The 12,818-nt window shown below is 65.5% G+C and carries 12 protein-coding genes; 3 read left to right on the top strand and 9 right to left on the bottom strand.

The window, feature by feature from the left end; translation table 11 throughout:
* Positions 1 to 28: 28 nt before the first annotated feature.
* The 6 genes from EOA16_RS30470 to cysK form a co-directional block, all read right to left on the bottom strand.
* Positions 29 to 2,071: a hydantoinase/oxoprolinase family protein gene (locus EOA16_RS30470; protein WP_127261446.1), complete on the bottom strand. Its 2,043-nt coding sequence runs from the start codon at positions 2,069 to 2,071 to the stop codon at positions 29 to 31.
* Between the two features lie 158 nt (positions 2,072 to 2,229).
* On the bottom strand, positions 2,230 to 2,856 hold the full coding sequence (locus EOA16_RS30465) for a CDGSH iron-sulfur domain-containing protein (RefSeq protein WP_127261445.1): 627 nt from the start codon (positions 2,854 to 2,856) through the stop codon (positions 2,230 to 2,232).
* A 110-nt stretch (positions 2,857 to 2,966) separates the two neighbouring features.
* On the bottom strand, positions 2,967 to 3,338 hold the full coding sequence (locus EOA16_RS30460; protein ID WP_127261444.1) for a hypothetical protein: 372 nt from the start codon (positions 3,336 to 3,338) through the stop codon (positions 2,967 to 2,969).
* Between the two features lie 125 nt (positions 3,339 to 3,463).
* Positions 3,464 to 3,820 carry a hypothetical protein gene (locus tag EOA16_RS30455; RefSeq protein ID WP_127261443.1) on the bottom strand — a complete coding sequence of 119 codons (357 nt, stop codon included), beginning with the start codon at positions 3,818 to 3,820 and terminating at the stop codon, positions 3,464 to 3,466.
* 49 nt (positions 3,821 to 3,869) lie between these two features.
* Entirely contained in the window at positions 3,870 to 5,357 is a 1,488-nt protein-coding gene (locus EOA16_RS30450; RefSeq protein ID WP_127261442.1) for an aspartate aminotransferase family protein, read from the bottom strand.
* 13 nt (positions 5,358 to 5,370) lie between these two features.
* The gene (gene cysK / locus EOA16_RS30445) at positions 5,371 to 6,459 is read right to left on the bottom strand and encodes a cysteine synthase A (protein WP_127261441.1); all 1,089 of its coding nucleotides are present in this window, start codon (positions 6,457 to 6,459) and stop codon (positions 5,371 to 5,373) included.
* Positions 6,460 to 6,713: 254 nt separating this feature from the next.
* Between cysK and EOA16_RS30440 the strand changes: the two genes are divergently transcribed.
* The 3 genes from EOA16_RS30440 (at position 6,714) to EOA16_RS30430 (ending at position 9,477) form a co-directional block, all read left to right on the top strand.
* Positions 6,714 to 8,702: a BTAD domain-containing putative transcriptional regulator gene (locus EOA16_RS30440; RefSeq protein ID WP_127261474.1), complete on the top strand. Its 1,989-nt coding sequence runs from the start codon at positions 6,714 to 6,716 to the stop codon at positions 8,700 to 8,702.
* 130 nt (positions 8,703 to 8,832) lie between these two features.
* A complete protein-coding gene (locus EOA16_RS30435; RefSeq protein ID WP_023814179.1) occupies positions 8,833 to 9,012 on the top strand; it encodes a hypothetical protein in 180 nt (59 codons plus the stop codon).
* A 90-nt stretch (positions 9,013 to 9,102) separates the two neighbouring features.
* Complete coding sequence (locus EOA16_RS30430) at positions 9,103 to 9,477, top strand: YkvA family protein (RefSeq protein ID WP_127261440.1); 375 nt, start codon at positions 9,103 to 9,105, stop codon at positions 9,475 to 9,477.
* A gap of 88 nt (positions 9,478 to 9,565) precedes the next feature.
* On the opposite strand, the gene EOA16_RS30425 is transcribed toward EOA16_RS30430, so the two are convergent.
* The 3 genes from EOA16_RS30425 to EOA16_RS30415 all read right to left on the bottom strand — a co-directional run bounded on the left by EOA16_RS30425 (position 9,566) and on the right by EOA16_RS30415 (position 12,487).
* Positions 9,566 to 9,874: a UBP-type zinc finger domain-containing protein gene (locus EOA16_RS30425; RefSeq protein WP_164754435.1), complete on the bottom strand. Its 309-nt coding sequence runs from the start codon at positions 9,872 to 9,874 to the stop codon at positions 9,566 to 9,568.
* A complete protein-coding gene (locus EOA16_RS30420; RefSeq protein ID WP_127261438.1) occupies positions 9,871 to 11,550 on the bottom strand; it encodes an FAD-dependent oxidoreductase in 1,680 nt (559 codons plus the stop codon). The genes EOA16_RS30425 and EOA16_RS30420 overlap by 4 nt, the downstream gene beginning before the upstream one ends.
* Before the next feature lie 151 nt (positions 11,551 to 11,701).
* Positions 11,702 to 12,487: an abortive infection family protein gene (locus tag EOA16_RS30415; RefSeq protein ID WP_127261437.1), complete on the bottom strand. Its 786-nt coding sequence runs from the start codon at positions 12,485 to 12,487 to the stop codon at positions 11,702 to 11,704.
* Positions 12,488 to 12,818: the final 331 nt, after the last annotated feature.

Below are 12,818 nucleotides of genomic sequence, written 5' to 3'. Positions count from 1 at the left end.
GTGAAGGTGGCGTATTTCGCCGTCTCGCTCAAACCGCAATGCGCGGCCTTCCCGAGGCCACGGCCACGACATGCGCCTCGATGAACATGCGCTGGGCCTCGACGGTCGAGACCCGGAATTCGGTGGCGACGTCGATCTCGGCGCTGTCGGTGCCGGCATCCCTGGCGCGCTCCGCGACGATGGCGCGGACATCGGCCTCGGCCGCCGCGATCGCCGTCGCCTCGTCGAGGAAATCGCGCACGGTCTCGCCCGAGGCGAGACGAAACAGCCCTTCTTGGGGCTGGCTGACGCGCGCTTCGGCCGATACCCTGACCTGGCCGACGACGGCGCCGAGCGCGTTGGCGACATCGGTATCCTCAGGCACCACGCAGTCATTGCCGATCAGGTCGGCCAAGCCGGCATAATGCAGCGGCGCCGAGGCGCCGAGGCCGATGACCGGGCGGTCGAGCGCAACGCTCAGGCGGGCGATGCCGGGATGCGCGTCGACCGCGCGCTGCACCAGGGCGTGCGCCACCGTCGACGCGCCATCGAGCCCATCCTCGGCAAAGGCGGTCTCGAGGATATATTCGGCCGACCAGCGCGTCAGCGTCACCAGCACTCGTTCCGAGATCGCTTCGGGCGAAGCAGCGATGTTCTGGCCACGGCCGTCACGCTTGCGGGCGAACAGTTCGGCACCGAGGCGCGCGGCGATGGGATCCCAGTTCGCCTGCTTGCCCAGCACGTGGGCGGCGTCCGACGGGGTGAAGCCGGCGACATGCACCAACCCGCGCGACACCAGCCGGTTCAGCGTCGCGTTCTGGGCGTTCGAGGTCAAAAGCCTGTCGACGGCGAGCGGCACGGCACCGATGGCCTCGTAAAGCCTGGCTTCGGCGCCGGTCAGGCCGGCGGCGAGCCGGTCGGGCACGCCGGTGCGCACCGCGAAACGGCCGTCCATGCGGCCGGGATTGGGCGCGCGCAGCTGGCGCTCCAGCTCTGAAATCACCGCTACGCCATGCGCCATGCCGGCCAGCGCCAGCGGCACCAGGCGGCGCGGCCCGAGCAGGATCTTTGGGCTGAGCGCGCCATCTTCCAGCGCCACTTCGGAATCGCCGCCGAGGCCGAAGGTGCGCATGGCGACAGCCTCGACCATGGTGCGGAAGCCGCCGACGGTGGCGCCTTCCGGATCGAGCCTGGGACGGCCGCCGTCGAGCACGGCGACGTCGGTGGTGGTGCCGCCGATGTCGGACACCACGGCATTGTCGAGCCCGGTCATGTGGCGGGCGCCGACCAGGCTGGCGGCCGGGCCGGACAGGATGGTCTCGATCGGCCGCCGGCGGGCAAACGCCGCCGAAACCAGGGCGCCATCGCCGCGCACCACCATCAGCGGTGCCGCAATGTTGCGCGCCTCGAGAAAACCTTCGGTCGCCGCCACCAGCCGGTCGATCATCGAGATCAGCCTGGCGTTGAGCAGCGTCGTCAGCGCCCGGCGCGGGCCACCGAGCTTGGCCGACAGCTCGTGGCTTGATGTAACCGGCAACCCGGTCTTTTCGCGGATCAGCTCGCGGGCGGCGATCTCATGCGCCGGGTTGCGGGTGGCGAAATAGGCGCAGACGGCAAAGCCGGACACCGAGGCGCCAAGTTCCGGCAGCACTGCCTCCAGCCCGGACAGATCGAGTTTCGCCGCGTTGCCGTGCACATCATGGCCGCCCGGACAAAAAACCACCGGGTCGGTGCCAAGTGCTGCCTTCAGCCCGTCGCGAGCCAGGTCGCCCTCGGAGAAGCCGACCATCACCAGCGCGACGCGGCCGCCCTGGCCCTCGACCAGTGCGTTGGTGGCCAGCGTCGTCGACATCGACACCAGCTTGATGGCGGCGGGATCGGTGCCGGCCTTTTGCAGCACCGCGTCGACGGCGCCGGAAATGCCGACGGCGAGATCATGCCTTGTGGTCAGCGCCTTGGCCTTGGCCAGCACCTTGCCCTTGTTCGGCCCTTCTTGCGGGCCTTCCGTTTCAGACCACAACACGGCATCGGTGTAGGTGCCGCCGGTGTCGATCCCGAGGAACAGCGGCTTTGGCTTGGTCTTGGCTGTCATTTTTGGCGGCGGTCCGGCTGGGGAGTTTGTCTGCCCCTGCCTTTAGCCGATGCGGGCCGGTCGATAAAGCTGCGAGCGCTGGGCCAAGGGAGGAGAGCTGATCTCCCCCCTCGTGGGTCCACGAGGGGGGAGATTGGCAGCTTCGCCGCAGCGTCAACCTAACCCACAAACCCAACCTTCTTGTGCGTGCCATCGCAGAACGGCTTGTTGGCGGAATGGCCGCAGCGGCAGAGGAAGGCGCGTTGCGTACGGTCGACCGTATGGCCGGTTCCGGTGACGATCTCGAGATTGCCCTCAAGCTTGAGCGGGCCATTGGTGGTCGGCGTCACTTTCAGCGGGCCATTCCTCGCCTCCAGCGCCGGCGTGTCCTTCAGCGGCGGCTCGCCGGTGGCGGCAAAACCGGATTTGTTGTGGCTGCCGTCGCAGAACGGCTTGCTTTCCGAAGCGCCGCAGCGGCAGAGCGTGGCACGATAAGAAGTCTCGCCGTCGAGCACGATCTCGGCGTGTACCGCCAGCGGGCCGTTTTCCCGAAGCCGCACCGTGTTGACCACCGGTGGTTGCTCCTGCGGCCCGCCATCCTTCCTGATATAGGTGATGGCGCCCGAGGGGCAGCTTTCGGCGATGGCGACGACCTTCTCGACGCTGGCCGCGTCGGGATGAATCCACTGGCCCGGCGCGTTGGGCACGAAGACATGCGGATCGCCGAGCACGCAGTTGCGCGAATGGATGCAGCGCTTGCCGGAGAATCCGACGTCGATCTTGTCGCTTTCGACCATGCCGGCCATAGCTGGGCTCCTTCTGCCTGAAGCACGTCGCATCCGATGGACGCGGCGCGCTCTGGGTATCTGTCCAGGCTATGGCTCCAGCAGGAAAAACCGTCAAGCTGGCAAGCCGGTCAGGGGACCAGATCGATTTCCTCGGTCTCGCCGCCGTTGCAGGTATAGCAACAATCCTCGCATTTTTCCTTGTTGCCGGGACCGACGCCCCAATAAGTGCCCTCGTCGCCATCGACCCAGGCGCCGTAGCAGATCGATTCGCCCTCGTTGCACGATATCGGCAGCTGTTTGGTCTCGCCATCGTCGAGGAAGTAGTCCTTGTCGTCGCCCGGCCAGACATAGTCGCGGTCCTGGCTGTAGAGTTCGACGCGCATGGCGTTGGGGTGGCTGTTCTTGATGGCGAAGGTGATATCGGCGGCGTGTGCGGCCGGCACAAACAGCGCGGCAAGCGACAGCGCGACCAGCGTGCGGCGCGCATAGGCGTAAAACATGTTAACCCCCCGAATAAGCGGCCCACCCGGCCGCGGGGCGACCATTGCATGCAGCGCTGAATCGCGGAAGTGGACAGGACGAGCCGATCCCCGACTTAATTTGGGTCCAACGAAACTTCCACGCTCTACGGCACCAGATCGATCGTCTCGGTCGAGTGTTCGACGCAGATGAAGCAGCAGGTGTCGCAGGGCTGATCATTGTCCGGCCCGACGCCGGCCGAGATGCTGTCATTGCCGTCAACCCAGGCGCCATAGCAGATATGCTCGCCCTGATCGCAGGAGAGCGGCACGGATTTCTGCGACCCGGGGCCAATCAGGAACACCTTGTCATTGCCCGGCCAGACCGTCTCACGGTCGCGGCTGAACAGCTCGACCGCGACAGATTCCTTGCGCAGGTTCTTGACGAAAAAGGCCATGTCGGCGGCCTGCGCCGGGGGGGTGAAGACCAGCGCCGCCAGTGCAACCATACGAAACAGCGTCACGGCCTGGATCTCCCGAATCATCGCGGCAGAATCGCATGCCTGCCCGTAACTAGGAAGGCGCGGAATCCTGCGTTGCGATCTCATGCCCCAGCCGCACCGTTTCACGCACCAGCAGGTCGAGATCCTCGCGCCGTGTGCGGTGGTTGGTGATCGCCACGCGCAACCAGTGCTCGCCATGCACCGTGGTGTCCGAAAGGGCCGCGATGCCCTGTTCCTGCAGCCGCAGCATGATCTCCGTGTTGAGCGCCTTCAGAACCTCGCCTGTCAGACCGGGCTGATAGCGGAAGCAAACGATGTTGACGGTCGGCGATGCCGCCAGTTGCAACCGCGGCGCGGCCTCGATCAAACCGGCGAGATAGACGGCCTGGGCGATGTTCTGGTCGATCAGGCGGCCGAATTTCTCGACGCCGTGCTGCTTCAGCGCCATCCACACCTTCAGCGCGCGAAAACCGCGCGACGTCTGCAGGCCGTAATCGTGCAGCCATTCGCCGGAAGCGAGGCCGCGCGGCGTCGATTCCAGATATTCCGGCGTCACCGCGAAGGTCCCCCGATGCGCGGCGGCATCCCTGACCAGGGCGCAGCCGACCTCGAACGGCGCGTGCAGCCATTTGTGCGGATCGAGCGCGACCGAATCGGCCCGTTCGATCCCGGCGACGCGATGGGCATTTTCAGGCGCAATCGCGATCAGCGCGCCGATGCAGCCGTCGACATGGAACCAGAGGCCTTCCTCATGTGCCAGCTTCGCAAGCGCCTGCAAATCGTCGATCGCCCCGGTGTTGACGGTGCCGGCCGTACCGATGACGCAGGCCGGCTTGAACCCTGCCGCGCGGTCTTCGGCAATGGCCGCACGCAAGGCATTGATGTCGATGCGCAGCCCGGCATCGGTCGGGATGCGGCGCAGCGCCCGGTTGCCGAGGCCGAGCGCCTCCATCGCCTTGCGGTGGCACGAGTGGATCTGCTCCGAGCCGTAGAAGCGCAGCGGCTTTTCGATGGCGGCAACGCCATGCTCGCGCACGTCGATGCCGGCCTTGACGTTGCGCGCCACGGTCAGCCCTATGATGTTGGCCATCGAGCCGCCGCTGACCAGCGTGCCGCCGGCAGAAGCGGGAAAGCCCAGCATCTCCTTGCACCAGTTGACCACCTGGCTGTCCATCAGCCCGGCGGCGTGGTTGCCGCCGCCGAGGTTCGAGCCCTGGATAGCCGCCAGGAAATCGCCGAGCGCCCCGGTGAAGTTGCTCGACCCCATATACCAGGACCAGAAGCGCGGGTGGATGTTGCCCATCGGATAGGACATCACCGTGCGGGACACCTCGGAATAGACAGCATCCAGCGGCGCCGGCGAGCGCGGCAGCGGCGCCGAGAAGGCCTCTCTCACATCGGCCGGCATCTCCCGCCAGACCGGGCGGTCGCGCACATCGCGGAGATAATCGACCGCATCGTCGATGACCCGGTGCGACAGGGCCTGCACATCGGCCCAGTCCGGGGGATCGAGCGTTTCCTCGGCCACCAGGCCGAGGTTTTCTTGCACGGCATCCATATCGGATCTCCCGTCAAGCCGCCGGGAACTGGCAGCCGGGCGTCGAGCGCGACAGGGCGGTCTCGTCGGCGTCCATCTCGGCCTCGATGCCGTCGAACAGCGGCGTCGACATGTAGCGCTCGCCGGTGTCTGGCAGCATGCACAGGATCACCGCGCCGGCCGGCGCCTTCTCCGCGACCTGCCGTGCCACGGCGAAGGTCGCGCCGCCGGAAATGCCGGTGAAGATGCCCTCTTTCCGCGCCAACTCCCTGGCCCATTTGATGCCCTCGGGCCCGGCGATCGGCATCACCTCGTCATAGAGGCTGGTGTCGATGGCTTCCTGCAGCACGTTGGGGATGAAATCCGGCGTCCAGCCCTGGATCGGGTGCGGCTCGAAGGCTGGATGGCTGGCGGCGGGGGCACCATCGGCGCCGCGCTGCTGCACCTTGCCGCTGCCGATGAGCTGCGCGTTGGCCGGCTCGGAGAGCACGATACGGGTTTCCGGACGCTCGCGGCGCAGCACGCGCGCCACGCCGACGACCGTGCCGCCGGTGCCATAGCCGGTGACGAAGCAATCGAGCCGCGAGCCTTCGAAATCATTGACGATCTCGCGCGCCGTCGTTGCCTCGTGGATGGCGGCGTTGGCGGCCGTCTCGAACTGGCGGGCAAGGAACCAGCCATTGGCCTCGGCCAGTTCCACCGCCTTCTTGTACATGCCGAAACCCTTTTCGGCGCGCGGCGTCAGCACCACCTTGGCGCCCAGCATGCGCATCAGCTTGCGGCGCTCGACCGAGAAACTGTCGGCCATGCTGACGACCAGCGGATAGCCCTTTTGCGCGCAGACCATGGCGAGGCCGATGCCGGTGTTGCCGCTGGTCGCCTCGACCACCGTCTGGCCCGGCTTCAGCACACCGCTGCGCTCGCCCTCCTCGATGATGTTGAGCGCCAGCCGGTCCTTCACCGAGGCGCCGGGATTGAAGTACTCGGCCTTGACGTAGATCGTCGCGTGGGACGGTCCGAGATTGTTGATGCGAACCACCGGCGTGTCGCCGACGGTGTCGAGAATGCTGTCGAAAAGGCGGCCACGGCCGGCCGTGGTCCTGATCTTCTGCTGCTGCAACATCTTGGTCTCCTTGATTGTCATCGCGTTTTGTCTTCACGGGCCGGTTACAAACCGGCGGGTTGGGCGGCGAGGTTTGGTGACCTTGCCGCGCTAGGACTGACATGCCGCACAGCGGCAATGGCTGTATCCGGCGCTGAAATCCGCTGCCGGATGCGCCGTGTCGTGTTTGGTGATACAGGAGAGGCCGACAGGCCAGCGTGGGAGCAGGCGTGGAAACGCACGTGGAATCCACCCGATCGAGGCCGGACGGCGAGATGCCGATCCTTTCCGTGCGCCTGCTCGGTCCGCTGATGATCTCCGGCAACGATGTGTCCGTTGCGCTGCCGTCGTCACGCAAGCTGCGCGCGCTGCTCGCCTATCTGGCGCTGGCGCCGCATCCGGTCGGCCGCAGTCGCCTGTGCGAGTTGTTGTGGGATGTGCCGAACGACCCAAGGGGCGAACTGCGCTGGTGCCTGAGCAAGCTGCGCGGCGCGCTTGATATGCCGGGCCGGCGCCGGGTCTCCACCCAAGGTGACACGGTCGTACTCGATCTGAGCGATTGCCTGGTCGATGCGCTGGAGGTGAGCCAAGCCGCCACGCAAGGGCTCGGCACCCTTGATGTCGACCGCTTGCGGGCGCTGGCCAAACTGTTTGCCGGCGATTTCCTCGACGGGCTGGAGCTCGAGCGCAGCCCGCATTTCAACAGCTGGCTGACCGCGCAGCGCCGCCGCTTCAGCGCTTGCCACGCCGCCGTGCTGGAACAGCTTGTTGGAAGTCTGCCGGCCGATGGCGACGAGGCGATCGCGCATCTCGACACCTGGGTGGAACTGGCGCCGTTCGACACGCGTGCGCATGCAGCACTTCTGGCCGGTCTGGCCGGGCGCGGCGAGGCCGGTGCGGCCGAAGAGCATCTGGCGGCGGCGGAACGATTGTTTCGGTCGGAGGAGCTGGATTTCGCACCGCTTCGCGCGGCCTGGCGGGCGATCCGTGACCGACAGTCGGGCACCTCGCTTCGGGCGGCCTGCCTGTCCACGCTATCGCCACTGGCGGCCACCATGCCCACCGCACCCGGCCCGGTCGAGCCCAGCAACGCTTCGCTGGCGGTGATGCCGTTTGTCGAGGAGAGCGGCGGCACGCGCGGCGGACTGGCCGACGGTTTCACCCACGACATCATCACGCGCCTGGCCAAGCTCAGGGATTTCTTCGTCATCGCGCGCGGATCGGTGTTTGCGCTGGCCGAGCAGAACATCGCGCCCGAGGATGCCGGCCGCCGGCTGAATGTCGACTATGTCGCCACCGGCACGGTGCGCAGCCCGTCCGGCCGCCTCATCGTCAGCGTCGAACTGATCGAGGTGCGCAGCGCCAGGATCGTCTGGGCCGAGACCTTCGAGCGCAGGCCCGATGACATCTTTTCCGTGCTCGACGACATCGGCAACAGCATCGTCTCCTCGATCTCGGCCGAGATCGAAACAGTCGAGCGCAACCGCGCCATGCTGAAGGCGCCCAGCTCGCTCAACGCCTGGGAGGCCTATCATCGCGGCCTCTGGCACATGTACCGCTTCACCCAGGCGGAAAACGAGCAGGCGCGGCATTTCTTTGCCCAGGCTTTGCAGCTCGACCCGACCTTTGCCCGCGCCTATGCCGGCCTGTCCTTCACCCACTGGCAGAGCGCCTTCCAGCGCTGGGGCGACCGCGACCGCGAAAGCGCGCTGGCCTTCGAGAGCGCAGGACACAGCCTGCTGGTCGACGACCACAATCCGGCCGCGCACTGGGCAATGGGCCGGGCGCTGTGGCTGCGCGGCGAGCAGGACGGTTCGCTGCTCGAACTGGAGCGGGCGGTCGATCTCAGCCCCAACTTCGCGCTTGGCCACTACGCGCTGTCCTTCGTGCATTCGCAGTCGGGCGACCCGCAAGCGGCGATAGGCTCTTCCGACCATTCGCGCCATCTCAGCCCATTCGACCCATTGCTGTTCGGCATGCTGGGGGCACGCGCCATGGCGCATGTCCGGCTCGGCCAGTTCGAGGAAGCGGCCGAATGGGCGCTGAAGGCGGCGGCGCGGCCCAATGCCCACGCCATCATACTGGCGATCGCCGCGCACTGCCTGGCGCTGGCCGGACGGCTCGACGAGGCGCGCAGCTTCGCCGCCGCCATCCGCAAGACAAGACCGGACTATAGCGCCGACGATTTCATCGGCACCTTCCGCTTCGAACCGGATGCCGTGGCGCTGTTCCGGCAGGGCGCCAGCCGCATCGGGCTGAACTGAAGCCTGGGATCGCCATCTGTGGGATCGCGTGGAATTTCGCCTCAAATCCGCCGGGTTAACGAAGTCGGAAGGAGTTGTTTAACCGTTCGCGGCTATGTCATCGGCCCGGGGGGCCGACAAAGTGAGTATGATGAGCAACAGCCCCGACAAGCGCAATGAATGGCGCGCCATATTTTACGTGCAAGCTCGCGTTGCCATCCTGTTTGTCCCGGTGGTTGCCAGCCTGCTGATCATAGCGGCGCTTGCCGGAAACGAACGCAAGTCGGTTCCCAGCATGATCGACCCGACCGTCACTGGCTCCGTGCGGTAGACCAGCGGTCATCGGCTCTTCGAGATGCTCTCGCAGGCCTGCGCCTGGCGTGCGCTATCGGCGGTTCTCATTTGGCGCTAAAATCATCCGATGGCACTGAATGAGTGGACCCGAACGATCAAGCGCGATGTGCATGCGCTCTACCTCGCCGCTCGCGATCCCCGAACGCCCTGGTACGCCAAGGCGCTTGCCCTGTGTGTTGCAAGCTATGCCTTGTCGCCAATCGATCTGATCCCCGATTTCATTCCGGTGATCGGCTATCTCGACGACGTGATCCTTGTCCCTTTGGGCGTCCTTGCCGTGGTCAGAATGATACCGCCCGAGGTGATGGCGGAACACAGAAAAACCGCCGCGCTGGCCGCCGACAGGCCGGTGAGCCTCTACGCGGCGGTGATCATTGTTTGTATCTGGGCTGCCTCGATCGTGCTGGCCGGGTGGCTGGGGTATCAGTATTTCGCCGACTGACTGCCAAGCCGTTCAGCAGGGAGGCCGCCGCCAAGAAAGCCCGGATGGACCGCTCTTTTCTCGGGATTCCTTCGCCATGCGGCGCCGCTCAAATAAAGCGCGGGATCGGGCCGTTCTGCGGGGTCACGTCGTCGCCGAGGTCGACAAACACCTCGTCGACATAGCACCATGCCCAGCCTTCCGGTGGATCGTAGCCCTCGATGATCGGATGCTTGGTGGCGTGGAAATGCTTTGTGGCGTGGCGGTTGGGCGAGTCGTCGCAGCAGCCGACATGGCCGCAAGTGCGGCACAGCCGCAGATGCACCCATTGCGACCCGCTCTTCAGGCATTCCTCGCAGCCGAGCGCGCTCGGCGTCACGTCCCTGATGTCGCGCGTATGTCTGCATTCATCCATCATGGTCTCCCTGCCGTTTGAGATGCGTCGGCGTTGCCGCGCCCGAGATAGGCATGCAAGGCGGCGGCCACCTGGGCGCCTTCGCCGACAGCCGCCGCGACGCGCTTGACCGAGCCGGCGCGGACGTCGCCTATGGCAAACACGCCGCTGCGGCTCGTCTCCATCGGCGCCGATCCCAGGTCCGATCCGGTGCGCACGAAACCCCTGGCGTCCAGCGCCACGTTGCAGTTCGCCAGCCAGTCGGTGTTCGGGTCGGCGCCGATGAACAGGAAGAGATGGCGGATCTGGCGCATCGTTTCCTCGCCGCTGGCGCGGTTGCGCCAGCGCACGGTGGCAAGATTGCCCTCTTCGCCGTCCAGCGCCTCGATTTCGGTCCCGGTCAGCACCTCGATGTTCGGCTGCGCCCGGATGCGCTCGACCAGATAACGCGACATGCTGGCCTCAAGGCTGCCGCCCCGCGCCAGCAGCGCCACCTGCTTCACGTGGCTGGCCAGATAGACGGCGGCCTGGCCGGCGGAATTGCCGGCGCCGACCAGCGCCACTTCCTGGCCTCCGCAAAGCCGGGCTTCGATGGGTGAGGCCCAATAGTGCACGGACGTTCCCTCGAACTGGGCGAGGTTCGCGACATCGAGGCGGCGATAGCGCGCGCCGCTGGCGATCACCACGCTGCGCGTGCGCACGGTCTCGCCGTCGCCGACATCGAGCCTGTAACCGGCGCCGTCGGTCGCGGCGCTCAAAAGCTTCGCCTCGTCCGGGATCACCATTTCGACGCCGAATTTCTGCGCCTGGTTGTAGGCGCGCGCCATCAGCGCCATGCCCGAAATGCCCGTGGGGAAACCGAGATAGTTCTCGATGCGCGAGGAGGCGCCCGCCTGTCCGCCGAAGGCACGGCAATCGAGCACGATCGTCGACAGCCCTTCTGACGCCGCATAGACCGCCGCCGCCAGCCCCGCCGGGCCGGCGCCGACAATGGCGACGTCATACAATTTGGCGGCATCGATCGGCCGCAGCAGGCCGATGCAGCGGGCGAGGTCCTTCTCGCCGGGATTGAGCAGCAGCCTGCCGTTTGGACACAGCACGATCGGCAGATGGTGCGGGTCGACCTCGAAGCGCTCGACCAGGGTTTTGGCGCAGGGATCGCTGTCTGAATCGAGCACGCGGTGCGGCTGGCCGCTGCGGGCGAGGAAACCCTGCAGCCGCAAGACGTCGCCATTGGCGACAGGTCCGATGATGATCGGCCCGCTGGTGGCACTCTCCAAAAGCCCGACGCGGCGCAGGATCAGCGCCCGCATGATGCGCTCGCCGAGATTGGCCTCCTGCACCATCAGGTCGCGCAGCCGCTGCGAGGCGATGACGAACGCCTCCACCGGTTCGGCTGCCTGCGCATTGACCAGCGAGGGACGAGCTGAAAGCTGGGCCAGCTCGCCGACGAAGCTGCCCGGACCATGCGTGACGATCGTCTCGCGCCGGGCGAGTTTGCCATCCTGTGTGATGTCCACGCTGCCCGACAGGACGACGATCAGGCCCGGCGCCACATCGCCGGCTGCGAAGATGTGCTCGCCGGCCGCATAGGCGCTGGCCTCGCCGAACCGGCGCATGCGGTCGATGTCCACCTCGGCCAGCGTGGGGAACGCCTGGTCGCGGCGGGCACCGAAGATCGGGTTGGTGGGTTGAGCCATGGTTTTGAGCGTAGCGAAGCGGACGCGGAGTTTGAAGCGGTTTGTGAGGGGACTGGCCGAAAGGGGAGGTTGGTTGATGGACGCCTCGCCTAGTCAGTTTGGGGCGGGGATGCATGCCGCGACATCTGCAGAAGAATGCAGCTAGGTTGAATTAGGCTGCGTCCGCCGCTTTCGCGGGTACATGCTTCTCGACATATGTCTCGACCAAAAATGTCGCTACGGCTCCGGCTGTGTTGACGGCGAGGCTTGCGTGACGCGCGGACGGTTTAACAGGCAGGCGTCCACCTCGCCCATGAGAATCGGAGAGGCGATTGCGGAGCGTGCCGATTCCATTCACAAGGTTCATCGCGCCCCCAAGAATAGCCTTGATTGGCTCCTCGCTATGCTGGTCCGGTGCCAAGTTGAGAGCCTTCGCGGCCATCGCATAGAGCTTCGGCAAATCCTCCTTGTCTGTATAATAGATCGAACACTCATCAAGGATGCGCTTGCACACGGTTTCCAACAAAGTTCGAGCGACCGTGATCGCGCCTTCCGGATCCGACGATCGTCTGGCTAGAGCTTTGTTCCAGACTAGGTGAACTCCCTCGGCATCGAACGTTTCCAATGTCTCAGAGACGAGTTTGTCACCTGGCGCAGATCCTTTGCCTTCCAAATGATCCATGAGAGGCGTGAACCCCGCTCCGATTATTTGTCGGCGCTCGGCGTAGGTTCCGGCTTGCTGCTTTATCCATCCCCAGAACGACGTCAAATTTCGATGAGCCCGAACGAATGGCGGCAGCAGAGGCTTAAATTCCTCGTTTTGTACAAACTCGCGCCGTAGACGTTCGTAAATGTCATTCTGCGAAGACCCGCCGGTCGCACAGTCGATCAGAATACCTTCGACCATCGCGGCTCGCTCCGCGGCGATCGAAGGTAGTTCGGTCTCATCTATTGTCATTCCAAGCCCCAGACGACTCGTCCCGATCGCTTCTTGTTAATATGAAGCTGTGCGGCTTGTGCCAAAGCGCTCCCCCAAGCTTCTAAATTCACAGCGGCTTGGTCAGGTAGCTCACCCATGAGACTTCCTGTGTCAACCTTTGGCGAGCAAGACGGCTGCGGCGGGGTGTCTGTCTGGATTGTAGAGTGTACCGTCCTGCCAGGTGCGCCAGAGGATTCTGAGCCAAGCTCTGGCAAGGATGCGAACGGCATGAGGGTGTCTGCACCCTCGCTTTCTGGCGTCCTGATAGACCTTTGCAGCCCAAGGGCTGGCATGTCTGGAGTTGTCGGCG

The sequence above is a fragment of the Mesorhizobium sp. M7A.F.Ca.US.008.03.1.1 genome (genome assembly GCF_003997495.1).
Taxonomy (GTDB): Bacteria; Pseudomonadota; Alphaproteobacteria; order Rhizobiales; family Rhizobiaceae; genus Mesorhizobium.
Note: the sequence above shows the minus strand (reverse complement) of the source record. Positions and strands in the feature narration are given on the sequence as shown.